Source organism: Pseudomonas caspiana (genome assembly GCF_040224095.2).
Taxonomy (GTDB): domain Bacteria; phylum Pseudomonadota; class Gammaproteobacteria; order Pseudomonadales; family Pseudomonadaceae; genus Aquipseudomonas; species Aquipseudomonas caspiana.
Genome location: NZ_CP167995.1, coordinates 687583 through 712418, shown reverse-complemented (window position 1 = coordinate 712418; position 24836 = coordinate 687583). Strand labels below are relative to the sequence as shown.

At 56.4% G+C, this 24836-nt stretch carries 20 protein-coding genes and 2 tRNA genes; 2 read left to right on the top strand and 20 right to left on the bottom strand.

Going from position 1 to position 24836, the window contains the following annotated elements; all coding sequences use genetic code 11:
- Window positions 1–2: 2 nt before the first annotated feature.
- The 12 genes from rbfA to rlmE form a co-directional block, all read right to left on the bottom strand.
- Entirely contained in the window at window positions 3–416 is a 414-nt protein-coding gene (gene rbfA, locus ABRP31_RS03250; protein ID WP_087266483.1) for a 30S ribosome-binding factor RbfA, read from the bottom strand.
- A gap of 161 nt (window positions 417–577) precedes the next feature.
- Complete coding sequence (infB, locus tag ABRP31_RS03245) at window positions 578–3094, bottom strand: translation initiation factor IF-2 (RefSeq protein ID WP_087266485.1); 2517 nt, start codon at window positions 3092–3094, stop codon at window positions 578–580.
- A 27-nt stretch (window positions 3095–3121) separates the two neighbouring features.
- Window positions 3122–4603 (bottom strand): transcription termination factor NusA, encoded by a 1482-nt coding sequence (gene nusA, locus ABRP31_RS03240; RefSeq protein WP_087266486.1) that lies wholly within the window; start codon window positions 4601–4603, stop codon window positions 3122–3124.
- A gap of 59 nt (window positions 4604–4662) precedes the next feature.
- Entirely contained in the window at window positions 4663–5121 is a 459-nt protein-coding gene (gene rimP, locus ABRP31_RS03235) for a ribosome maturation factor RimP (protein ID WP_158099111.1), read from the bottom strand.
- A gap of 138 nt (window positions 5122–5259) precedes the next feature.
- Window positions 5260–5336 (bottom strand) — tRNA-Met (locus ABRP31_RS03230).
- A gap of 96 nt (window positions 5337–5432) precedes the next feature.
- Window positions 5433–5518: transfer RNA gene (locus ABRP31_RS03225), tRNA-Leu, on the bottom strand.
- 43 nt (window positions 5519–5561) lie between these two features.
- Window positions 5562–5942, bottom strand: a complete 381-nt coding sequence (gene secG / locus ABRP31_RS03220; protein ID WP_087266489.1) for a preprotein translocase subunit SecG — start codon at window positions 5940–5942, stop codon at window positions 5562–5564.
- 4 nt (window positions 5943–5946) lie between these two features.
- Entirely contained in the window at window positions 5947–6702 is a 756-nt protein-coding gene (tpiA, locus tag ABRP31_RS03215; protein WP_349971364.1) for a triose-phosphate isomerase, read from the bottom strand.
- A gap of 66 nt (window positions 6703–6768) precedes the next feature.
- Complete coding sequence (gene glmM, locus ABRP31_RS03210) at window positions 6769–8106, bottom strand: phosphoglucosamine mutase (RefSeq protein ID WP_167384332.1); 1338 nt, start codon at window positions 8104–8106, stop codon at window positions 6769–6771.
- 19 nt (window positions 8107–8125) lie between these two features.
- A complete protein-coding gene (folP, locus tag ABRP31_RS03205) occupies window positions 8126–8977 on the bottom strand; it encodes a dihydropteroate synthase (RefSeq protein WP_349971365.1) in 852 nt (283 codons plus the stop codon).
- Between the two features lie 8 nt (window positions 8978–8985).
- Entirely contained in the window at window positions 8986–10896 is a 1911-nt protein-coding gene (gene ftsH, locus ABRP31_RS03200; RefSeq protein ID WP_349971366.1) for an ATP-dependent zinc metalloprotease FtsH, read from the bottom strand.
- 199 nt (window positions 10897–11095) lie between these two features.
- Complete coding sequence (rlmE, locus tag ABRP31_RS03195; protein WP_349971367.1) at window positions 11096–11746, bottom strand: 23S rRNA (uridine(2552)-2'-O)-methyltransferase RlmE; 651 nt, start codon at window positions 11744–11746, stop codon at window positions 11096–11098.
- A gap of 104 nt (window positions 11747–11850) precedes the next feature.
- Here rlmE and ABRP31_RS03190 point away from each other — a divergent pair, with 104 nt between their 5' ends.
- Window positions 11851–12159 (top strand): YhbY family RNA-binding protein, encoded by a 309-nt coding sequence (locus ABRP31_RS03190; protein WP_027900317.1) that lies wholly within the window; start codon window positions 11851–11853, stop codon window positions 12157–12159.
- Between the two features lie 21 nt (window positions 12160–12180).
- Here ABRP31_RS03190 and ABRP31_RS03185 read toward each other — a convergent pair whose 3' ends face one another.
- The 8 genes from ABRP31_RS03185 to grpE all read right to left on the bottom strand — a co-directional run bounded on the left by ABRP31_RS03185 (window position 12181) and on the right by grpE (window position 22693).
- The gene (locus tag ABRP31_RS03185) at window positions 12181–12624 is read right to left on the bottom strand and encodes an MFS transporter (RefSeq protein ID WP_238599554.1); all 444 of its coding nucleotides are present in this window, start codon (window positions 12622–12624) and stop codon (window positions 12181–12183) included.
- The gene (gene greA, locus ABRP31_RS03180; protein WP_087266499.1) at window positions 12602–13078 is read right to left on the bottom strand and encodes a transcription elongation factor GreA; all 477 of its coding nucleotides are present in this window, start codon (window positions 13076–13078) and stop codon (window positions 12602–12604) included. The genes ABRP31_RS03185 and greA overlap by 23 nt, the downstream gene beginning before the upstream one ends.
- On the bottom strand, window positions 13075–16296 hold the full coding sequence (carB, locus tag ABRP31_RS03175; protein WP_087266501.1) for a carbamoyl-phosphate synthase large subunit: 3222 nt from the start codon (window positions 16294–16296) through the stop codon (window positions 13075–13077). Before carB ends, greA begins: the two co-directional genes overlap by 4 nt.
- Window positions 16297–16426: 130 nt before the next feature.
- Entirely contained in the window at window positions 16427–17563 is a 1137-nt protein-coding gene (carA, locus tag ABRP31_RS03170) for a glutamine-hydrolyzing carbamoyl-phosphate synthase small subunit (protein ID WP_087266503.1), read from the bottom strand.
- Between the two features lie 266 nt (window positions 17564–17829).
- Complete coding sequence (gene dapB, locus ABRP31_RS03165; RefSeq protein ID WP_027900312.1) at window positions 17830–18633, bottom strand: 4-hydroxy-tetrahydrodipicolinate reductase; 804 nt, start codon at window positions 18631–18633, stop codon at window positions 17830–17832.
- 12 nt (window positions 18634–18645) lie between these two features.
- A complete protein-coding gene (gene dnaJ, locus ABRP31_RS03160) occupies window positions 18646–19782 on the bottom strand; it encodes a molecular chaperone DnaJ (protein WP_087266764.1) in 1137 nt (378 codons plus the stop codon).
- 324 nt (window positions 19783–20106) lie between these two features.
- Complete coding sequence (dnaK, locus tag ABRP31_RS03155) at window positions 20107–22026, bottom strand: molecular chaperone DnaK (protein ID WP_087266505.1); 1920 nt, start codon at window positions 22024–22026, stop codon at window positions 20107–20109.
- Between the two features lie 103 nt (window positions 22027–22129).
- Window positions 22130–22693, bottom strand: coding sequence for a nucleotide exchange factor GrpE (gene grpE / locus ABRP31_RS03150; protein WP_087266507.1), 564 nt, complete (start codon window positions 22691–22693; stop codon window positions 22130–22132).
- 272 nt (window positions 22694–22965) lie between these two features.
- Here grpE and recN point away from each other — a divergent pair, with 272 nt between their 5' ends.
- Window positions 22966–24639, top strand: coding sequence for a DNA repair protein RecN (gene recN, locus ABRP31_RS03145; protein ID WP_349971369.1), 1674 nt, complete (start codon window positions 22966–22968; stop codon window positions 24637–24639).
- Window positions 24640–24836: the final 197 nt, after the last annotated feature.

Below are 24836 nucleotides of genomic sequence, written 5' to 3'. Positions count from 1 at the left end.
CCTTATTCCTCGTTGCTTTCTGGCTTGGTGCTTTGCGGCGCGTCACCGGCATGCTGCCCGTCTTCGGCGACAGCACGCTCGATCAGTGCCGACAGGTGCGCACCACGGACGACGCTTTCGTCATAGTGGAAGTGCAACTGAGGCACGCTGCGCAGCTTCATTTCACGGGCCAGTTGCATACGCAGGAAGCCCGCAGCGGAGTTCAGCACTTTGATGGTCTGCGAGATTTCTTCGGCACTGTCCTGACCCATGACGGTCATGAAGATCTTGGCATGACCCACATCACGACTGACATCAACAGCGGTGATGGTGACCAGACCGACACGCGGGTCCTTGATTTCGCGACGGATCAGTTGAGCAAGCTCACGCTGCATCTGATCGCCAATGCGTTGGGTACGGCTATATTCTTTTGCCATGGTTTTGCTACCTGATACTGACCGGGGGCGAAACCCTCGCGGTCTGAAAGCGGCAAACGCCCGGCCTGACAGATGTCGGACCGGGCGTTGCGTGTTGAGCCCATGACAGGGTCTGCGGCATTTGCATGCGAAGACCTGCCATGGCTCCTATAGCTCGCGACTTAGAGGCTGCGAGCCACTTGGACCTTCTCGAAGACTTCGATCTTGTCACCGACTTTGACGTCGTTGTAGCTCTTGACGCCAATACCGCATTCCATGCCGGCACGAACTTCGGAAGCGTCATCCTTGAAGCGACGCAGGGATTCCAGCTCGCCTTCGAAGATAACGATGTCTTCACGCAGTACGCGAATCGGACGGTTACGGAAGACAACACCTTCGATAACCATGCAACCAGCGATCGCACCAAACTTCGGCGAACGGAACACATCACGGACTTCAGCAACACCCAGGATATTTTCCCGAACGTCACTGCCAAGCATGCCGGTAAGGGCTTTCTTGACGTCTTCGATGATGTCGTAGATCACGTTGTAGTAACGCATATCCAGACCTTCCTGCTCGACGATCTTGCGAGCGCCTGCATCGGCACGCACGTTGAAGCCGAACAGTACAGCGTTGGAAGCCAGCGCCAGGTTAGCGTCGCTCTCGGTGATACCACCGACACCGCCGCCGACTACGCGCACTTGCACTTCGTCGTTACCCAGGCCGTTCAATGCGCCCTGCAGAGCTTCCAGAGAACCACGGACGTCGGATTTGAGGACGATGTTAAGCGTCTTCTTCTCTTCCTGACCCATGTTCTCGAAGATGTTCTCCAGCTTGCCAGCGTGAGCACGGGCGAGTTTGACTTCGCGGAACTTGCCTTGACGGAACAGAGCCACTTCACGGGCTTTCTTCTCGTCGGCAACTACGCTCATCTCGTCACCAGCGTCCGGTGTACCGTCCAGGCCGAGAATCTCGACCGGAATGGCTGGACCTGCTTCCTTGATTGGCTTGCCGTTCTCGTCGAGCATGGCGCGAACGCGGCCATAGTTCGAACCAACCAGCACCATGTCGCCCTGACGCAGCGTACCGTCTTGAACCAGAACAGTAGCGACCGGACCACGGCCCTTGTCGAGACGCGACTCAACAACAACACCACGGCCAGGAGCCGAAGGTGTTGCAGTCAGTTCCAGGACTTCAGCCTGCAACAGAACTGCTTCGAGCAGGTCGTCAACACCGGTACCCATTTTCGCGGAGACCGAAACGAACGGCGTTTCACCGCCCCACTCTTCGGAGGTCACGCCGTGAACCGACAGTTCACTGCGGATGCGGTCCAGGTCAGCACCCGGCTTGTCGATCTTGTTCACTGCGACAACCAGTGGAACACCGGCAGCCTTGGCGTGTTGCACGGCTTCGATGGTCTGTGGCATCACGCCGTCGTCAGCAGCAACGACCAGAATCACGATGTCAGTCGCCTTGGCACCACGAGCACGCATTGCGGTAAACGCGGCGTGACCCGGGGTATCGAGGAAGGTAACCATGCCGCGTTCGGTTTCAACGTGGTAAGCACCGATGTGCTGAGTAATGCCACCGGCTTCGCCAGCAGCAACCTTGGCACGACGGATGTAGTCGAGCAGGGAAGTCTTACCGTGGTCAACGTGGCCCATTACGGTCACAACCGGAGCACGGGAGAACGTTTCACCTTCGAACTTCAACGATTCTGCCAGGGAGTCTTCCAGAGCAGTGTCGCTGACCAGGGTCACTTTATGGCCCAGCTCTTCAGCAACCAGTTGAGCAGTTTCCTGATCCAGAACCTGGTTGATGGTGGCCGGAGTGCCCAGCTTGAACATGAACTTGATGATCTCAGCTGCCTTGACCGACATTTGTTGTGCCAGGTCGCCGACAGTGATGGTCTCACCGATTTTCACGTCACGAACCACAGGGCCGGTAGGGCTCTGGAAACCGTGAGCATTACGCTTCTTCAGCTTGGCCTTGCCACGACCACCACGACGGAAGCCATCGCTTTCTTCATCAGTGGTACGCGGAGCAACGCGTGGCGCTGGAGCTTTCTCTTTAACAGAGGCGCGATGCGGAGCGTTCTTGCGATCGCCGTCACCACCACGAGCGTTGCGATCATCGCTACGCGGTTTGTCCGGACGACGCTGTTCGTCACGCTTGCGTACTTCAGCAACCGGAGCTGGAGCAGGGGCAGCAACAGGTGCTTCCTGAACAGGTTCGGCAACCGGCGCTGGCGCTGCTGCTTCAGAAGCAACGGCGGCAGGAGCTGAAGGCTGATTACGCGCTTCTTCTTCGGCGCGGCGCTTGGCTTCTTCTTCAGCCTTTTGACGTGCAGCATTTTCTACGGCGCGACGTTCATCAAGCTCGCGCTTGCGCTCGGCCTCGATTTCTTCCGGGCTGCGCTGCACGAATACTTTCTTCTTGCGTACTTCAACGCTGATGCTTTTGCTGCCAGCAACACGCAGGGTGCTGGTGGTTTTACGCTGCAGCGTGATCTTGCGTGGTTCTTCCACTTTCGCCTTGTGGCTGCTTTTCAAGTGAGTCAGCAACGATTGCTTCTCACTTTCAGTCACTTTTTCTTCGGCGGCGGTGTGCGGCAGACCTGCCTCACGCATCTGCTGCAACAGGCGCTCTACCGGTGTTTTGACCTCATCGGCCAGTTGTTTCACCGTGACTTGCGTCATGCACTTCTCTCCTCAGGCCGCGCCTAATTACTCGAACCAGTGGGCTCGGGCGGCCATGATCAACTTGCCGGCACGAATATCATCAATGCCGTCGATGTCGAGCAGATCGTCAATAGACTGCTCGGCCAGGTCTTCGCGGGTAATTACGCCGCGCACCGCCAGTTCCATCGCCAAATCCTTGTCCATACCCTCAAGTGAGAGCAGGTCTTCGGCCGGATGGGCGTCTGCCAGCTTTTCCTCTGTAGCGATGGCTTTGGTCAACAAACGATCCTTGGCCCGAGCACGAAGCTCGTTGACGGTTTCCTCGTCAAAGCCGTCGATGTTGAGCATCTCCTCCACCGGTACATAGGCAATCTCTTCCAGGCTGGTGAAGCCTTCATCTACCAGCACTTGCGCCAGATCTTCGTCGACTTCCAGCTCGTCGATGAAGTTGCGCAGGATGTCGCCGGTTTCTGCTTGCTGCTTGGCCTGGATGTCCGATTCGGTCATCACGTTCAGGGTCCAGCCAGTCAACTGGCTAGCCAAACGCACGTTCTGACCGCCACGACCAATGGCCTGCGCCAGGTTGTCGGCACCGACCGCGATGTCCATTGCATGGGCGTCTTCATCAACAATGATTGCCGCCACTTCAGCAGGGGACATCGCGTTGATGACGAACTGAGCCGGATTGTCGTCCCACAGGACGATATCCACTCGCTCGCCACCCAGTTCGCCCGAAACAGCCTGAACTCGCGAACCACGCATGCCGATACAGGCGCCTTGCGGGTCGATTCGTTTGTCCTTGGAGCGAACAGCGATTTTTGCACGCGAACCCGGGTCACGAGAGGCAGCCATCACCTCGATCAGACCTTCAGCGATTTCCGGCACTTCAATGCGGAAAAGCTCGATCAGCATCTCTGGCGCCGTACGCGACAGGATCAGCTGCGGACCACGGTTTTCTGTGCGAATTTCCTTCAGCAGCGCCCGCAGACGGACACCTACACGGAAGGTTTCGCGGGAAATAATGTCTTCACGAGCCAACAGCGCTTCGGCGTTGTTACCCAGGTCAACGATGACGTTGTCACGCGTGACCTTCTTGACAGTGCCGGAGATGATTTCGCCCAATCGTTCACGATAGGCGTCAACCACTTGCGCACGCTCGGCTTCACGAACTTTCTGCACAATGACTTGCTTGGCAGTCTGCGCCGCGATGCGACCGAACTCGATGGATTCGATTTTTTCTTCGATCAGGTCACCGGCTACAGCGCCCGGCTTCTTTTCTTGAGCCTGATCGACAGCCAGCTCGTATGCCGGATCGTCAAGATCTTCATCTTCGACCACTGTCCAGCGACGGAAAGTCTCGTAGTTACCCGTGTGACGGTTGATCTCTACACGCAGCTCAACCTCATCTTCAAAGCGTTTTTTTGTAGCTGTGGCCAAGGCCAACTCTAGCGCTTCAAAAATCACATCTGCCGGAACGCCCTTTTCATTGGACACCGACTCAACAACCAGCAGTACTTCTTTGCTCATCGTACGCCTCGCCTTTCGCAAGCCATTGGATCCGCGGGATCCGCAGTATTTGGCACGTATCAGTCAAACGTGGGAATAATGTTGGCCTTGTCGATCATATCGATCGGCAACAGGAACTCATGGTCTTCTACCTGCACCACAACATCCTGCTCTTCTACACCGCGCAGAAGGCCCTGAAAATTGCGTCGACCTTCGAAAGGCGAGCGCAGCTTGATCTTCACTTGTTCACCGGCAAATTTTGCAAACTGATCAATAGTGAACAGTGGGCGTTCCATGCCAGGCGAGGAAACTTCGAGGGTGTATTCAACGGAGATGGGATCTTCAACATCAAGAACACCGCTGATCTGACGGCTCACGATGGCGCAATCGTCCACCAGCACACCGCCCTCTTTATCAATATAAACGCGCAACATTGAGTGGCGACCTTGAGCCGAAAACTCAATACCCCAGCATTCATAGCCTAGGGCCACGACCACCGGGGCCAGCAAGGCCTGCAACTCTTCTAGCTTGCTCGACACCTGAACCCCCTCGTGCATGTATGTGCATGCTATGCAAAATAAAAAAATGGGCGAAACGCCCATCCTTGAAACGCCGTCGAACAGCGGCGTTGAAAGTGTCCAGCTAACAAAAAGCCCCTTAAAAGGGGCTCCTTAAACTGGTTGCGGGGGCCGGATTTGAACCGACGACCTTCGGGTTATGAGCCCGACGAGCTACCAGACTGCTCCACCCCGCGACAAAGCTGGGGCGGAAGTATACGACCGATCCCTTACAGGGTCAATGTAACCTTCCACCTACAAGAAAGCCCGCAACAGCGGGCTCTCCTGATAATTGGTACCGAGAAGGGGACTCGAACCCCTACACCCTATGGGCACAACCACCTCAAGGTTGCGTGTCTACCAATTCCACCACCTCGGCAATACATCTTTGGCAGCCTCAAACTTCACTGCCTGCTGAAACCTTACTTCTGCTCTGGAGCTTGAGGTACGTCAGCTGGAACAGCGGCTGGCTTTTGCCCTTCGAGCACCGGAACATCATCTGCTGCCGGTTTTTGCTTCATTTCCATTACTGCTGGATCTGGCAAACCTTCCTGAGTCAGCTCGTGAGCTTTCTCTTTAGCAAAGTAACCTAACCCCAAGCTGGTTATGAAAAAAGCTGCGGCGAGTATACCAGTAAACTTACTAAGAAAGGTAGAGGAACCTTGGCTTCCGAAGACAGTATTTGATGCACCTGCTCCGAAAGACGCGCCAGCGTCCGCACCCTTACCCTGCTGCAGCAATACCAGGACAACAACGCCCAGAGCGGCCAGCAGATGAAAAACGACTACGACTGTTTCCAGCATTTTTTCAGTTTCCCGCGGCGCGAATAATCGCACCGAACTCAGCTGCATTCAGGGAGGCACCACCAATGAGCCCCCCATCGATATCCGGCATGCCGAACAGTTCGACCGCATTGGCCGCCTTCACGCTGCCGCCATAAAGAAGTCGCACGCCTTGTGCGACCTCAGCATTCTCTTTCGCCAATTGCGCACGAATAGCTGCGTGCACGTCCTGCGCCTGTTGAGGCGAAGCGGTCAGCCCGGTGCCGATGGCCCAGACTGGCTCGTAAGCGATTACTGCATTCACGAGAGCATTGATGCCCAGCGCTACGATGATGCTGTCGAGCTGCTGCCCGACCACTTCAAGCGTTTTGCCAGCCTCACGCTCTTCGAGAGTTTCGCCGATACACAGCACCGGCGTAAGGCCGCTTGCCTGAGCTGCAGCGAACTTGCGAATCAGAACATCGTCGCTCTCGCCCATAATCTGGCGACGCTCCGAATGACCCACAAGTACCAGCTTGCAACCTGCATCGGCCAATTGACTCGGCGACACTTCACCGGTCAAAGCACCCTGCCCTGCTTCGTGCGCGCAGTTCTGCGCACCCACAGAAATTGACTTGCCTTGCAAACCCTCGACTACCAGGTTCACGTGCAGGCTCGACGGAAACACCGCCACATCAACACCGCCAGGGAGGACCTGCTCTGCAAGGCCCTCGATCAGCTCAGCGACGCTGGCGCGGGTACCGTGCATCTTCCAGTTACCAGCTACCATAGGGCGACGCATGCTGTACCTCGTCGGTCAAAGTGGGCGCAGATGTTACCCAACAGTTTCAACACTGGCAAGCCGAAATCAGGCGCAAACTTCAGCAACCAGTTTTGCGAGCTCATCCGCGTAACCGCGAACCTGCACTTCGTCCTCACCTTCAACCATCACGCGAACCAGTGGCTCGGTCCCGGACTTGCGCAACAACACCCGACCGCGACCCTCCATGGCGGCCGTTACACGGTCGCAAGCTTCTTTGACGGCAGGATGCGTGACAGGATCGACACCCCCCGAAAACCGGACGTTGACCAACACCTGCGGACACTTGCGAAGCGCCTGGCGCGCCTGGGCAAGACTCTCGTCATTGCGGCGCAAAGCAAGTATCACTTGCAGAGCAGCAATGATCGCGTCACCCGTGGTGGTGTGCTGGAAGCAAACCACGTGCCCCGAATTCTCGCCACCAATCTGCCAATTACGCTCCAGCAGCTCGGCGATCACATAGCGGTCACCCACATTGGCGCGCACAAACGGGATGTTGAGATCAGCCAACGCCAACTCAAGCCCGAGATTGCTCATCAAGGTTCCGACGACACCACCTTGCAGGCGACCCCGCGCGTGAAGATCACGAGCAATGATAAACAACAGCTCATCACCGTCCACAACAGCGCCAGTGTGATCAACCATCAAGACCCGGTCGCCATCACCATCAAAACCGATACCGAGGTCTGCATGCTCAGCCAGGACCGCAGCCTGCAGCGCCCCCATATGAGTGGAGCCGCAGTTTTCATTGATATTCAGACCGTCAGGCTGGGCCGACAAAACGGTGACCTGCGCCCCAAGCTCGCGAAAAACATTTGGCGCGACCTTGTAAGTAGCGCCATGAGCACAGTCGATCACCACCTTCAGGCCAGCGAAATCAGTACTGGTCGGCACACTGCTTTTACAAAATTCGATATAACGGCCGGCAGCGTCATTGATACGCGAAACCTTGCCCAGCTTTTCCGACTCGACGACTGTCATCGGCGCGTCGAGCAACTCCTCGATCATCAACTCGATCTCGTCCGGCAGCTTCGTCCCCTGACCAGAGAAGAATTTGATGCCGTTGTCGTAATGCGGATTATGCGACGCGCTGATAACGATGCCGGCCTCCGCATGGAAAGTACGGGTCAGATAAGCAATTGCGGGCGTAGGCATTGGCCCCAACAGCATGACGTCAGCACCGGCAGCAGAAAGACCCGCCTCAAGTGCAGACTCGAACATATAACCTGAAATACGCGTGTCCTTGCCTACCAGAATGCGGCACGCACCAAGACGCCGAAACGCCATGCCCGCCGCCCAACCGAGTTTGAGCATGAATTCAGGAGTGATAGGGAATTGCCCCACTCGACCACGAATGCCGTCGGTTCCGAAGTATTTCTTGGTAATCATGGATGCTCCAATATTCTTATTGCGCCGCTTCGACCGCGGCAATCATCCGCACGACATCAACCGTCTCGGCGACATCATGCACACGTAGAATTCTTGCGCCCTTGGTCATCGCCAATGCAGCGAGAGCAAGACCACCAAACAGACGCTCGCCAACCGGACGCCCCAACGCACCACCAATCATGCTCTTGCGCGATACGCCAACCAAGAGTGGACGGCCTAGCGCATGCAGTTCCTGCATGTGCTTGAACAAGCTCAGGTTGTGATCAAGGCTCTTGGCAAAACCAAAACCCGGATCGAGGATAATGCGCTCTTCAGGAATGCCAGCAGCACTGCAACGCCCCATCTGCTCGCGCAAAAAGGCGCCAACTTCCCGGACCAGATCGTCGTACCGAGGATCATCCTGCATATCACCCGGCTCGCCACGCATATGCATCAAGCACACTGGCAGCCCGGTGGCAGCCGCTGCATCCAGGGCACCATCACGACGCAACGAGCGAACGTCATTGATCAAACCTGCACCCAGTCGGGCAGTTTCACGAATGACAGCCGGCGTGGAAGTATCCACAGAGATGATTACGTCCAGCTCGCGACTTACAGCCTCTACGACAGGGGCCACGCGCTCAAGCTCTTCGATGGGTGAAACTGCGCGCGCCCCGGGACGAGTGGATTCGCCACCCACATCAATCAGCGTAGCCCCCGCAACAACCATCGCTTCGGCATGCCGCAGAGCAGCATCGAGATGGGTGTAGCGACCGCCATCAGAGAAGGAATCGGGAGTTGCGTTGAGGATGCCCATAACATGCGTACGGGACAAATCAAGAACCCGGTTGCCGCAAGGCAACCGGGTTGGGTACAGCACAGAGTTCATGTCAGGCCTTAGTGTTCAGCAGCAGGGCCACCGATCGGGGCTTCCGGACGAACATCCGGAGGTGTCACCGGAGTACCAGGGGTACCCGAGCCACCTTCCCAATCGCGCGGCTCGCGCGGAGTACGGCCTGCCATAATATCGTCGATCTGCTCGGCATCAATCGTTTCGTACTTCATCAACGCATCTGCCATCGCGTCGAGCTTTTCACGATTGTCGGTGAGGATCTGTTTGGCAGTGCCGTAGCACTGATCAATGATGCTGCGCACCTCGGAGTCGATCAAACGAGAGGTATCAGCCGACAAACCGCTGCTGGTACCACCGCCACCACGACCCAGGTAGCCCTGATCTTCGTCTTCACCATACAGAAGAGGCCCCAGCTTCTCCGAGAGGCCCCATTTCGTCACCATGTTCCGGGCAATCTGACTGGCCCGCATGATGTCGTTGGAAGCGCCGGTGGTGACACCGTCAAAGCCAAGGGTCATTTCTTCAGCAATCCGACCGCCGTACAAAGAGCAGATCTGACTGATGAGAGCACGCTTGGACAGGCTGTAACGATCTTCCTCAGGGAGGAACATGGTCACACCCAGCGCACGACCACGTGGAATGATCGAAACCTTGTAAACCGGATCATGCTCTGGCACCACACGACCCACGATCGCGTGACCCGCTTCGTGATAAGCCGTATTGCGCTTCTCTTTCTCGGACATGACCATGGATTTGCGCTCAGCGCCCATCATGATTTTGTCTTTGGCGAGCTCAAACTCTTTCATCTCGACGATGCGCTTACCCGTACGAGCAGCGAACAGCGATGCTTCGTTGACCAGGTTGGCAAGATCGGCACCGGAGAAGCCTGGCGTACCACGAGCAATCACACCCGCATTTACGTCATCGCCCATTGGTACTTTACGCATGTGAACCTTGAGGATCTGCTCACGACCACGAATGTCTGGCAAACCGACCACAACCTGGCGGTCAAAACGACCAGGACGCAACAGAGCCGGGTCAAGCACGTCAGGACGGTTGGTGGCGGCAATGACGATGATGCCGTCATTCATTTCGAAACCATCCATCTCTACCAGCAACTGGTTGAGAGTCTGCTCACGCTCGTCGTGACCACCGCCCATGCCAGCACCACGATGGCGACCTACAGCGTCGATTTCGTCGATGAAGATGATGCACGGAGCGTGTTTCTTGGCTTGTTCGAACATGTCACGGACGCGGCTTGCACCAACACCCACGAACATTTCAACGAAGTCAGAGCCGGAAATCGTGAAGAACGGTACTTTCGCTTCGCCCGCAATCGCTTTCGCCAGCAAGGTTTTACCGGTACCTGGCGGGCCAACCATCAGCACACCGCGAGGGATACGACCGCCCAGGCGCTGGAACTTGCCCGGATCGCGAAGGAACTCAACCAGCTCACCCACTTCTTCCTTGGCTTCGTCGCAACCCGCAACGTCAGCCAATGTGGTCTTGACCTGATCTTCGGAGAGCAGGCGTGCCTTGCTCTTGCCGAAGCTCATCGGGCCACCTTTGCCCCCCGCGCCACCTTGCATCTGGCGCATGAAGAACATGAACACGGCAATAATGACCAGAATCGGGAAGCTGGCTACCAGCAACTGGGTCCAGATGCTTTGCTGCTCTGGCTGCTTGCCTTCAACAACCACGTTGTTGTTGACCAGATCACCGATCAGACCGTTGTCTGGAATATTCGGACGAATGGTTCTGAAGGTGTCGCCATCGCTACGCTTGCCCGTAATGACGAAGCCATCCACTGCAACTTTCTCGACCTTGCCATCCTTGACCTGCTGGATGAACTCGGAATAGTTGAGGGTCTGCGGCTCGTTAGGGCTGGAGAAGTTGTTCATCACCGTCACAAGGACAGCCGCGATGATCAACCACAGGATCAAATTCTTTGCCATATCGTTCAATTAGCTACCCTCTGAAGCAAGCTCCACGCAGAGCGTGCCTCGCATGATATTCACCGGCCTAACTTACTACAGAACCTACAGATGTGGCAGGCACCGTCTGTAACCCTTTGTGAAACTTTGACTACACGATGCTCGGTGATGCTGCATCGACATGGCCATTTAAAAAAAACTATCGCCGCATCTCAAAGAATCAAAGACGCTCATCACTCGCCGAGCCTTCAATGCCACGAAAGCCACGCCCCAATAAATACTGCTCACGGGAGCGATCACGCGAAGACAACGGCTTGCGCATCTGGACCTTATCGAACAGCTTGCGAATGTCCTTGTGGTACACGTCAAAGCCTTCCCCCTGGAAAACCTTGATCAAAAAATCACCACCTGGACGCAAAACCCGCCCGGCAAGATCGAGTGCCAACTCGCAAAGGAACATTGCGCGAGGCATGTCGACAGCGCTCAGTCCACTCATATTGGGGGCCATATCGGAAATCACAAGGTCTACCTGTGTATTACCGACAGCTTCCAGAATTTGTGCCAGCACTGCATCCTCAGTGAAATCCCCTTGAACAAAGGTGACATCAGGGATGCTGTCCATTTCAAGAATGTCGGATGCAATCAAACGACCTTGACCACCAATCAGACGACTGGTCACCTGAGACCAACCTCCGGGTGCCGCACCGAGGTCGATTACGGTCATGCCAGGACGGATGATTTTGTCCTTTTCCTGAATCTCGAGCAGCTTGTAGCTGGCGCGTGAACGATAGCCGTCCTTTTGCGCCATTTTGACGTATTTGTCGTCGAAGTGTTCTTTAAGCCAGTTATGACTTGTCTTGGAACGGGCCACAGGGCACCTCAAAAATAATCGAGTCGTGATTAAGTGGGCGGTCCCGGACTCGCTCGGGTAAACTGGCCGCCGCTTTTTACAAGATCAGACGCAGAGGTCAGATTATGCCGCTCACTCAAGAGCAGAAGAAACAGTACAAATCCATTGGCCACCACCTGAAACCGGTATTGATCGTGGCTGACAATGGTTTGACCGAAGGTGTGCTCGCCGAACTGGAGCGCGCACTGAGCGATCACGAGCTGATCAAGATCAAACTCAACATCCTGGACCGCGAAAGCCGCCTTCAAGCCATTGCCGAACTGTGCAAGGCCGGATCTGCGGATCTTGTGCAGGTCATCGGCAAGATGGCGCTGATCTACCGCAAGAACCCAAAGGTAAACAAGCAGCTCTCCAACGTCCACCGCGCAGTTTGATACAAACAGACCAGGGCCGCCTCAGCGCGCCCTGGTGCTGCTCCCCGGCGCAGGTTGCAAGACCAGCAGCAAACCGGACATTCCCAACGCCAGATAACTCAGCAACTGCCAGCTCACCGCATCCGGTAACCAGAACCGCATGCCGAAATAGCTGATTGCCGACAGTATTGCGACGAACAGCAATTGTCCGCGCAAGTCCCGCCAAATATCTGCAAACCTTTCAACACCGAGCAATACTGCCAGTTGCAGGATTGCACATGACATCGCAACCCCCACCAGCAATGCACCGGACTGACCGGTGAGCTCATTGATCAACAACGGCGCCAGACCGGTTTGGTCCAGCACCGCCAGCAAAGCCAAATGCAGCAAAACCATGCCGCCGACCCAAAACGTCTGGGCCAGCTGCCAGATCAGTGTGCCCGCTGAAAACGGGCGACCTGATTCAAATGTGGCGGACTTCAACAATCTCGTACTCGATAACGCCACCCGGCGTCTTCACGGCAACTACATCGCCCTCTTCCTTGGCAATCAAGGCACGGGCCAATGGTGAACCTACCGAAATCTTGCCGAGTTTAAAGTCAGCCTCATCCTCACCCACAATGTGGTAAGTGACGCGCTCATCCGTCTCGACGTTGGCGATTTCCACGGTCGTGCCGAAAATTACTTTGCCGGTGTGAGGGATGGTCGTGACATCAATGACGACCTGATTCTGAATCCGGCCTTCAATGTCACGAATCCGCGCCTCAACCATACCCTGCTGCTCACGGGCAGCGTGGTACTCGGCGTTTTCCTTCAGGTCACCCAGTTCGCGAGCGGTGCCAATGTCCTGGCTGAGCTTTGGACGGACGACCTTGGTCAGGTGAGTCAGTTCTTCCTCCAGGGCTTTCGCGCCCTGGACTGTCATTGGGTATTTGATCATGCCTTCAATCCTGCATGTAGATCCTGCAAGCGACGCACGGTCTTTTCCGGACCGAATTTCAGCGCTTCGCAGATAGCCTCGCCCGCAGCAATCGTAGTGGTGCAGTAGATTTTGTGCTGTAGGGCATTGCGACGAATGGAGTAAGAATCAGCGATCGACTGACGACCTTCGGTCGTGTTGATGATCAGCGTGACTTCGTCATTCTTGATCATGTCGACCACGTGCGGACGACCTTCGGTAACTTTGTTGACGCGACGCACCTTCAGGCCTGCGGCTTCAATAAGTTTGGCAGTGCCGGCCGTGGCAACGATCTCGAAACCGAGGTTGATCAGGTCTCGCGCAACGCCAGCCACCAAAGGCTTGTCGTCGTCACGCACACTGATAAACGCAGTGCCGCCAGTTGGCAGTACTTCGCTGGCACCCATCTGGGCTTTGGCGAATGCTTCTCCGAAGGTATCACCCACACCCATCACTTCACCGGTCGACTTCATCTCTGGGCCAAGGATCGGGTCAACGCCAGGGAATTTGGCGAATGGGAACACCGCCTCTTTCACGCTGTAGAAGTTCGGGATGATTTCTTTGGTGAAGTTCAGCTCTTTCAGGGTCTTACCAGCCATGACGCGAGCAGCGATCATTGCCAGGGAAACACCGATGCATTTGGAAACGAACGGCACGGTACGCGAGGCACGCGGGTTCACTTCAATGACGTAGATGTCTTCACCCTGCAACGCCAACTGCACGTTCATCAGGCCGACTACGCCCAACTCCAGAGCCATTTTCTTGACCTGCTCGCGCATTTCGTCCTGGATATGAGCCGGGAGCGAGTACGGAGGCAGGGAGCAAGCCGAGTCACCGGAGTGAACACCCGCCTGTTCAATGTGCTGCATGATCGCGCCGATCACCACGTCAGTACCGTCGCATACTGCATCGACGTCCATTTCAATGGCGCAATTCAGGAAGTGGTCCAGCAGCACCGGGCTGTCGTTGGACACCTGAACCGCTTCGCGCAGGTAGCGCTTGAGCTCGTCTTCCTGATAAACGATTTCCATCGCACGGCCGCCCAATACGTAGGACGGACGAACAACCAGCGGATAACCGATCTTGGCAGCAGCGCGAATCGCTTCGTCTTCGCTACGCACGGTGGCGTTTGGCGGCTGACGCAGGTTCAGACGCTCAACCATTTGCTGGAAGCGCTCACGGTCTTCTGCACGGTCAATAGCGTCAGGGCTGGTGCCGATGATTGGCACGCCGGCCGCTTCAAGGGCGCGAGCCAGTTTCAGAGGGGTCTGTCCGCCGTACTGAACGATGACGCCTTTAGGCTTCTCGACGCGGACGATTTCCAGCACGTCTTCCAGGGTCACTGGTTCGAAGTACAGGCGATCAGAAGTGTCGTAGTCGGTAGACACGGTTTCCGGGTTGCAGTTGACCATGATGGTCTCGTACCCGTCTTCGCGCAGAGCCAGAGCCGCATGCACACAGCAGTAGTCGAACTCGATACCCTGGCCGATACGGTTAGGACCGCCACCCAGGATCATGATTTTGTCGCGACCCGTCGGTGCAGCTTCGCACTCTTCTTCGTACGTCGAGTACAGGTAAGCAGTGTCGGTCGCGAACTCGGCTGCGCAGGTGTCAACACGCTTGTAGACCGGGAACACTTCCAGCTTGTGGCGATGAGTGCGCAGGTTCTTCTCGGTAACACCCAGCAGCTTGGCCAGACGCGCATCGGAGAAGCCTTTGCGCTTGAGGCGGAACATCAGGCTGTGATCGATGGCCGACAGCCCCAGGGTCTTGACCTTCTCTTCTTCCTTGATCAGGTCTTCGATCTGCACCAGGAACCAAGGATCGATCATGTTCATGGCGAAGATTTCTTCGACCGTCATGCCCGCGCGGAAAGCATCAGCCACGTACCAGATACGCTCAGCACCCGGAACGGTCAGCTCACGCTTGAGGGTGCTCATGCTTTCCGGATTGCTCAGGTCCAGCTTTGGATCAAGACCGCAGACACCGACTTCCAGGCCGCGCAGAGCTTTCTGCAGGGATTCCTGGAAGGTGCGGCCGATTGCCATGACTTCACCGACCGACTTCATCTGCGTGGTCAGGCGAGCGTCAGCCTTGGAGAACTTCTCAAAGGCAAAGCGTGGCAGCTTGGTAACGACGTAGTCGATCGAAGGCTCGAAAGACGCTGGAGTCTTGCCGCCGGTGATTTCGTTTTGCAGTTCGTCGAGGGTGTAACCGATAGCCAGTTTGGCAGCAACGCGAGCAATCGGGAAACCCGTCGCTTTCGAAGCCAGTGCCGAGGAGCGCGATACACGCGGGTTCATCTCGATCACAACCATACGGCCGGTGTTCGGGCAGATGCCGAACTGAACGTTGGAGCCGCCGGTTTCAACACCGATCTCACGCAGTACCGCCAACGAGGCGTTACGCATGATCTGGTATTCCTTGTCGGTCAGCGTCTGCGCTGGCGCAACAGTGATCGAGTCACCGGTGTGCACACCCATCGGGTCAAAGTTCTCGATGGAGCAGACGATGATGCAGTTGTCCTTTTTGTCACGGACAACTTCCATTTCGTATTCTTTCCAGCCGATCAGCGATTCGTCGATCAGCAGTTCCTTGGTCGGAGACAGGTCCAGACCACGGGTGCAGATTTCCTCGAACTCTTCGCGGTTGTAAGCGATACCGCCACCGGTGCCGCCCATGGTGAAGGACGGACGGATGATGCAAGGGAAGCCCAGCTTCTCAAGCACGGCATTGGCTTCTTCCATGGAGTGGGCGATACCCGAGCGCGGGCAGTCCAGACCGATAGATTTCATGGCTTTGTCGAAACGCGAGCGGTCTTCAGCCTTGTCGATGGTGTCGGCATTGGCGCCGATCATCTCAACGCCAAACTTGGCCAGAACGCCTTCACGCTCCAGATCCAGCGCGCAGTTCAGAGCGGTTTGACCACCCATGGTTGGCAGCACGGCGTCTGGACGCTCTTTTTCGATGATCTTGGCAACGGTCTGCCATTTGATCGGTTCGATGTAGGTCGCGTCGGCCATCGCCGGGTCGGTCATGATGGTCGCTGGGTTGGAGTTCACCAGAATGACGCGATAACCCTCTTCGCGCAGGGCTTTACAAGCCTGGGCGCCAGAATAGTCGAATTCACAGGCCTGACCGATCACGATAGGACCGGCGCCGAGAATCAGGATGCTTTTAATGTCTGTACGTTTTGGCATGGTTTGTCACTCAAATCCGTAGGTCAGTCGGCAAGCCGTCTTGAACTTCTTTGCAGCCGCTGGGCGGTCTCCGCCGGACGTTAGCCCAGGTCCAGCCCAGCGCTGCGCGTTACATTCTCAAGGCAACCGTTCAGCGTCGCTTGGCCATGGTTTCGATAAAGCGATCAAACAGCGGAGCCACATCAGTCGGGCCCGGGCTTGCTTCAGGGTGACCCTGGAAGCTGAACGCATCCTTATCGGTACGCTCAATGCCTTGCAGGCTGCCGTCGAACAGCGACTTGTGGATCGCACGAACGTTGGCCGGCAGTGTTGCTTCATCCACCGCAAAACCGTGGTTCTGGCTAGTGATCATGACCACGCCGGTGTCCAGGTCCTGTACCGGGTGGTTGGCACCGTGGTGACCGTGACCCATTTTCACCGTCTTGGCACCGGATGCCAGAGCCAACAGTTGGTGACCGAGGCAGATACCGAATACCGGAATGTCGGTTTCCAGCACTTCCTTGATCGCCTGGATGGCATAGTCGCAAGGCTCGGGGTCGCCTGGGCCGTTGGACAGGAATACACCGTCAGGCTTATAGGCGAGTACTTCACTGGCTGGCGTTTGAGCCGGAACGACGGTTACGCGGCAGCCGCGCTCGACCAGCATGCGCAGGATGTTGACCTTGACGCCGTAGTCATAGGCTACGACGTGGTACGGCAATTCGGATGCGGCAATTTCAGGGCAGGTGTCGGTCTTCAAGGACCAGACGCTGGAGCGCCACTCGTAGGATTCCTTGACGCTGACAACTTTCGCCAGGTCCATGCCTTTCAGGCCCGGGAAGCCGCGCGCTGCGGCGATGGCTGCTTCTTCGGAAATGTTGTCACCGGCCATGATGCAGCCGTTCTGTGCACCTTTCTCACGCAGGATGCGGGTCAGGCGACGGGTGTCGATCCCAGCGATTGCCACAACATTGTTGGCTTTCAGGTAATCATCCAGCGACATCTTGTTACGCCAGTTGCTGGCAACCAGCGGCAGATCACGAATGACCAGACCAGCGGACCAGACGCGATCAGACTCAGCGTCTTCAGGTGTAGTGCCGGTGTTACCGATATGCGGGTAAGTCAGAGTAACGATTTGCTGGGCATAGGAAGGATCGGTAAGGATTTCCTGATAGCCGGTCATGGCAGTGTTAAACACTACCTCACCAACGGTTTGACCGTCGGCTCCAATGGCTTCGCCGCGAAAAATGCTGCCATCAGCAAGGGCGAGTATGGCTGGCTTAGTCAAGAAGACCTCCCGTAAGTAAAGCCTGAAAGGGCATTCGCAGGTTGCAAAAAAGCGGAATGACGTAGTTACGTCACCCCGCTTTCTTATAGAATCATCTGCGCGCTTTTAGTGGACACACTAAAGCTGTAGCTTACAGAAAAAGGCTTTTTTGGTCTACCGCCAATGAGGCGAAATGACGGGGGAATGCGATAGAAGTTCCCTGGAAAGGATAAAACAGAGGCGCAACACCCTTAACTCTAGGGTTGCGCCTCTTTTGCAGCCGTCAATCAGTGCAGATCAAGCACGTCCTGCATGTCATACAGACCCGCCTCGCGACCCTCAAGCCACATTGCCGCCCTGACTGCGCCCTTAGCGAAAGTCATGCGGCTGGACGCCTTGTGTGTAATCTCGACGCGCTCGCCTTCGGAGGCAAACAAGACGGTGTGATCACCCACAACGTCACCGGCTCGAATAGTCGCAAAACCAATGGTCTGACGATCACGGGCACCGGTCTGACCTTCACGACCGTAGACAGCAACCTTTTCCAGATCACGACCCAGCGCATTGGCAACCACCTCACCCAATCGCAGCGCCGTACCGGACGGTGCGTCGACCTTGTGACGGTGGTGCGCCTCAATGATTTCGATATCGACATCATCACCCAGCACGCGAGCAGCAGTGTCGAGCAACTTCAGGCAAAGATTCAGACCGACGCTGAAGTTGGCGGCGAAGACGATCGGAATCTCTTTGCCCGCTTCGGCAATACGCTGCTTTTCTTCAGCCGTAAAACCCGTGGTGCCAATGATCATGGCCTTGCCTGCCTTACGGCAGAACGCCAGATTTTTCAGCGTCACCGAAGGGTGCGTAAAGTCGATCAGCACATCGAACTCATCAGCCACTTTGGCCAGATCACCCGACAGCGGAACGCCGATACGACCCAGCGCAGCCAATTCGCCAGCGTCAGCGCCAACCAGCGTGCTGTCAGGCCGATCGATCGCCGCTGTCAGACCAGCGCCCGGCGCCTGCTGAACAGCCTCGATCAGAATCTTACCCATGCGCCCGGCGGCGCCCATCACAGCAATACGTCGCATGTCCTGCTCCCGTTACAAATCGCCGAAGAAACGCTTCACACCGTCAAACCAGCCAGTGGCTTTCGGGGAGTGAGAACTGTCGCCTTCCAGCGTTGAGCGGAACTCTTCAAGCAGTTCACGCTGACGACGGCCCAGATTAACCGGAGTCTCGACAGCAACGCGGCACATCAAATCACCCGCACCACCGCCACGCACCGGAGCGACACCCTTGCCACGCAAACGGAACTGCTTGCCGGTCTGGGTACCCTCAGGGATCTTCAGTTTGACGCGACCATCCAGTGTTGGCACTTCCAGCTCACCACCCAGGGCGGCGTCAGTGAAGCTGATCGGCACTTCGCAGAACAGATGCTTGCCGTCACGCTGGAAGATCGCGTGCTCGCGCACGTTGATCACCACGTACAGGTCACCCGTTGGCCCACCTTGCGTACCCGCCTCGCCTTCGCCGGAAAGACGAATACGATCGCCGGTATCAACCCCAGGCGGTACTTTCACAGCGAGGGTCTTGTACTCTTCGACGCGGCCTTCGCCATGGCAGGAATCGCACGGATCGGAAATGATCTTGCCGTTGCCGTGGCAGCGCGGACAAGTTTGCTGCACCGAGAAGAAACCTTGCTGCATCCGAACCTGGCCGATACCACCACAGGTCGGGCATGTAACAGGCGAGGAGCCTTTCTTGGCACCCGAACCGTCGCAAGGCTTGCAGTTAACCAGCGTCGGAACGCGGATATTGACCGAGGTACCGCGCACGGCTTCTTCGAGGTTCAGCTCAAGGGTGTAGCGCAGATCGCTGCCACGCTGAGCGCCGCCACGACCACCGCCACCGCCCCGGCCACCGCCGAAGAAGTCACTGAACACATCGCCGAAAATGTCGGAGAAGTTCGCACCGCCCGCGCCACCGCCAAAACCGCCGCCACCCATGCTTGGGTCGACGCCAGCATGACCATACTGGTCGTAGGCTGCGCGCTTGCTGGCATCGGACAGAACTTCGTAGGCCTCGTTGGCCTCTTTGAACAGTTCTTCCGACGCTTTGTCATCAGGATTGCGATCAGGGTGATGCTTCATCGCCAGACGACGATAAGCTTTCTTCAGATCAGCCTCGCTGGAGCCTCGCTCCACCCCCAATACTTCGTAATAGTCACGCTTAGCCATAAATTCTTCCGCACTCTTGAGGACGTCCGGCAAAACCCTCCTGAGCCTTGCCAAACTCGTTGAGCCCCATACAGGCCCGGACCCAACTCACGTCAATTCAACGATCCTGGTCTTCATTTCACCGGCCAGACTGACCGGGAAAGCGGCAGAACAAGCCGTATGCAGGAGCATGACGACCTTGCCACATCAGCTTGCGGTACATACCGCAGGCCGCAAAAAATTCGTCTGTTCCAGACACGCCAACGCGGGAGCAAGCTCCCGCGCGGCGACATCCTACCAGCGACCGCCCGAAAACGGTCAACTGGCTTGCAAGTGAGCCTGCGCTTACTTGTTTTCTTTTACTTCTTCAAACTCTGCATCGACAACGTCGTCAGCAGGCTTGGTTTCTTCCTTCGCAGCCTGGGCACCCGCTTCCGGTTGCTCTGCCTGCTCGGCGTACATTTTCTGAGCCACTGGCGCGGAAACCTTGGACAGCTCTTCGACTTTGGCGTCGATGGCAGCCTTGTCGTCGCCTTTGACAGCAGCTTCAAGAGCAACCAGCGCAGCTTCGATCGCAGTTTTCTCTTCTGCGGTCACTTTGTCGCCCGCGTCGGAGATCATTTTGCGAGTCGAGTGAACCAGTGCGTCGCCCTGGTTACGCGCGGTCGCCAGCTCTTCGAACTTGCGGTCTTCTTCAGTGTTGGCTTCAGCATCACGGATCATTTGCTGAATTTCTTCGTCCGACAGACCGGAGTTAGCCTTGATCACGATCGACTGCTGCTTGCCGGTCGCCTTGTCTTTGGCGCCTACGTGCAGGATGCCGTTGGCATCGATGTCGAACGTTACTTCGATCTGTGGAACGCCGCGCGGTGCTGGTGGAATCTCGGCCAGGTCGAACTTGCCCAGGGACTTGTTCTGAGCAGCTTGCTTACGCTCACCTTGCAGCACGTGAATGGTCACGGCGTTCTGGTTGTCGTCAGCAGTGGAGAACACTTGCGATTTCTTGGTAGGAATCGTGGTGTTCTTGTCGATCAGAGCAGTCATCACGCCGCCCATGGTTTCGATACCCAGGGTCAGCGGGCTAACGTCCAGCAGCAGAACGTCTTTAACGTCGCCAGCCAATACTGCGCCCTGGATAGCAGCACCCATGGCAACTGCTTCGTCCGGGTTCACGTCTTTACGGGCTTCTTTACCGAAGAACTCGGTCACTTTCTGCTGTACCAACGGCATGCGAGTCTGGCCACCGACCAGGATCACGTCGTTGATTGCGCTGATGTCGATACCGGAGTCTTTCAACGCGAGACGGCAAGGCTCGATAGTGCGCTGAACCAGGTCTTCAACAAGCGATTCCAGCTTGGCGCGCGAGATCTTCACGTTCAAGTGCTTTGGACCGGTTGCGTCTGCAGTGATGTACGGCAGGTTAACGTCGGTCGAATTGCTCGAGGACAGCTCGATCTTGGCTTTCTCAGCGGCTTCTTTCAGGCGCTGCATCGCCAGCGGGTCACCCTTGAGGTTCATGCCGCTTTCTTTCTTGAATTCGTCAACGAGGTAGTCGATCAGACGGATGTCGAAGTCTTCACCACCCAGGAACGTGTCACCGTTGGTTGCCAACACTTCGAACTGGTGCTCGCCATCAACTTCCGCGATTTCGATAACCGAAACGTCGAAAGTACCGCCACCCAGGTCATAAACGATGACAGTGTGGTCGCCCTTAGCCTTGTCCATACCGTAAGCCAGAGCGGCTGCGGTTGGTTCGTTGATGATACGTTTTACGTCCAGACCGGCAATACGACCGGCGTCTTTGGTGGCCTGACGCTGGCTATCGTTGAAGTAAGCCGGAACGGTGATCACCGCTTCGGTTACTGCTTCGCCCAGGTAGTCTTCAGCGGTTTTCTTCATCTTCTTCAGAATTTCCGCAGAAATCTGAGGAGGCGACATTTTCTTGCCGTTAACTTCAACCCATGCGTCGCCATTGTCAGCTTTGGCGATTTTGTACGGGACCATCTGAATGTCTTTCTGAACGACTTCTTCTTCGAACTTACGACCGATCAGACGCTTTACCGCGTACAGGGTGTTGTGCGGGTTGGTGACCGCCTGACGCTTGGCCGACTGGCCTACAAGGATCTCGCCATCGTTGGCATAAGCGATGATCGAAGGTGTGGTACGAGCGCCTTCGGCGTTCTCGATAACCTTGACGGTGCCGTTTTCCAGAATGGAGACGCAGGAGTTGGTGGTCCCCAGGTCAATACCGATAATTCTGCCCATCTTTGAATCTCCCGAAATTTTGAATTTGGTTGCCGCAACTGCGTTTACAAATTGCGGTAGCTCTTAAACGCTTGGCCTATAAATGGGGGCCAGACAGCTGATTTCAAGCCTGCTCATCAATTGATGGTTGAACAGGCGATGGAGCCTTGCTGACCACGACCATGGCCGGGCGCAGCAGGCGACCATTAAGCTGGTAGCCCTTCTGAAACACTTTCAAAACGCTGTTTGGTTCAACATCTGCGCTTTCCTGCATGGCCATTGCCTGATGGTGCTCGGCATTGAATGGCTGACCATGCGGATCAATCGCTTCAAGGTTGTAACGCTTGAGCGTGTCGCCAAACATTTTCAGCGTCAGCTCGATACCTTCACGCATTGGACGAATGCTTTCGTCGTCCGGGCTGGACAGGTCCAGACCACGCTCGAGGCTGTCCACGATCGGCAGCAAGTCACTCGCAAACTTCTCAAGTGCAAACTTGTGAGCCTTTTCTACATCCTGTTCTGCACGGCGGCGGACGTTCTGCAAATCCGCAGCCACACGCAGGGACTGGTCCTGTGCCGCAGCCAGTTGCTCTTCGAGCACTTGCACGCGGGTGACCAACTCTTCACCGGTAACCGCTTCGGCAGCCTGGTCCTGGGTCTGCGCATCCAGATTCTGTTCGTCAGCCATAGATTTCTCCTTTCAATACGTCCGCGACCTCAAATCGCGCTTCTGCCCCCCTATATGGGAGCGGAATTTTCAGCTTCAAGAGCAAATTTCAACAGATCGACAAAAGTCCTCACAAAACCTCCGGCCAAAGCCAAGTCTTTATCGCACTTGAACAAATCGCCAAATGGACTAAAAAAAGCCTGCACCCGAACGAATCGAGCTAAATCAGGGCATTGTCACCAACAAATAAAACACTGTATAAATAACCAGACTTATCGCTTGGGAGCCACTCCATGCTGGTGCACCTTTCCGTACACAACTACGCCATCGTTGAACATCTCGATCTTGAGCTGGACCGCGGCATGAGCGTGATAACCGGTGAAACCGGGGCTGGTAAATCGATCATGCTCGACGCCCTCGGCCTGACCCTGGGCGACAGAGCCGACAGCGGCGTCGTTCGACCCGGCGCGGATAAGGCAGACATCCTGGCGACCTTCGATCTGGTCGACATTCCCGAAGCGCAAACCTGGCTGCAAGAGCGTGACCTGGACAACGACGGCCCATGCATCCTGCGCAGGGTCATCACTGCCGAAGGTCGCTCGCGCTCCTATATCAATGGCACGCCCTGCCCTCAAGGTGACTTGAAAGCACTGGGTGAGCTGTTGATCGACATTCACAGCCAGCACGAACATCAATCGCTACTCAAGACTGACACTCACCGTCGTCTGCTGGATGAGTACGCAGGCGCCACTGATCTTGCCCGCCAGGTACAGCTTGCCGCCCAGCGCTGGCGGCAGACCCGCCAGGAGCTGGACAAACTCTCCAACTCCGGCGACGAGCAACGCGCGCGCCATCAGCTTCTGAGCTATCAGCTTGAAGAACTGGAAAGCCTCAGCCTTGGCGAGAATGAGCTGGAGCAGCTTGAGCAAGAACAGAAAACCCTGACCAACGCCGAAAGCCTGCTGAGCATTTGCCGTCAGGTGGTCGAGCAGTGCAGCGAGAACGATTCCGGCAATGTGTTGAACGCGCTGACCGCCAGCCTGCATCGTCTGGGCAGCGTCAATGACTCGCCGACCGCTCTGAGCGAAGCCACCAATCTGCTGTCCAGCGCACAGATTCAGGTAGAAGAAGCGGTCGGCGAACTCAACCGCTTCCTTGATCACTTCGACGCTGATCCGGCTCGCCTGCAACAGCTTGAAGAACGCCTCGACGCCATTTATACCCTGGCGCGTAAACATCGCATCCAGCCGACGGAGGTCGCAACGCTTCAACAGAAGCTGCTGGACGAGATCGAAACACTGAATGCCAACGACGAAGCGATCGAGCGACTGGAAAATGAACTGTCGTCGTTCGCACGCCATTATAAAGAGAAGGCCCGGGAACTGAGCGACCTGCGCCATCGCGCAGCGCCGGAACTGGCAGCTGCCGTGGAACATGAAATCCAGCGCCTTGGCATGCCCGGCGGGCGGTTCAGCATAGATCTCAAGGCCAACCCCGAGAAAGAATTGCTGCCCAACGGCCTTGAACAGGTTGAACTGCTGGTTAGCGCCAACCCTGGCCAGCCGCTCAAAGCGCTGGCAAAAGTGGCGTCGGGCGGTGAGCTCTCAAGGATCAGCCTTGCGATTCAGGTGATTACTGCACAGACATCTCGAGTACCGACGTTGGTCTTCGACGAAGTGGATGTCGGGATCGGCGGCCCCACGGCTGAAATCGTCGGCCAATTGCTGCGACGTCTGGGTGATCGCGGGCAAGTCATGACGGTGACGCACTTGCCGCAGGTAGCAGCGCAGGGACACCAGCATCTGTTTGTGCACAAAGTCCGCGACAGCGAAGCCACCCGCACTGCTGTATCAAAACTGAGCAAGAATGAGCGTATAGAAGAAGTCGCGAGGATGCTGGGCGGGATCGACCTGACTAAAGAATCGCTGGCCCATGCGAAGAAAATGGTCGTAACAGCCAAGAGCTGATGGCTGTCGCTTTCCGTGTAGGAGCTGCCGAAGGCTGCGAAGCAATGGCCGCCATTCGCAGCCTTCGGCAGCTCCTACACAATTTCGCCCGGCCTCAAGATCCAGAGGCGATCTCAAACGCGCGGGAAAGAACTCGCGCCCTCAAGCCCTATATTTTTCACATCCCAAAACGCACAAAGGCGACCCTAAGGTCGCCT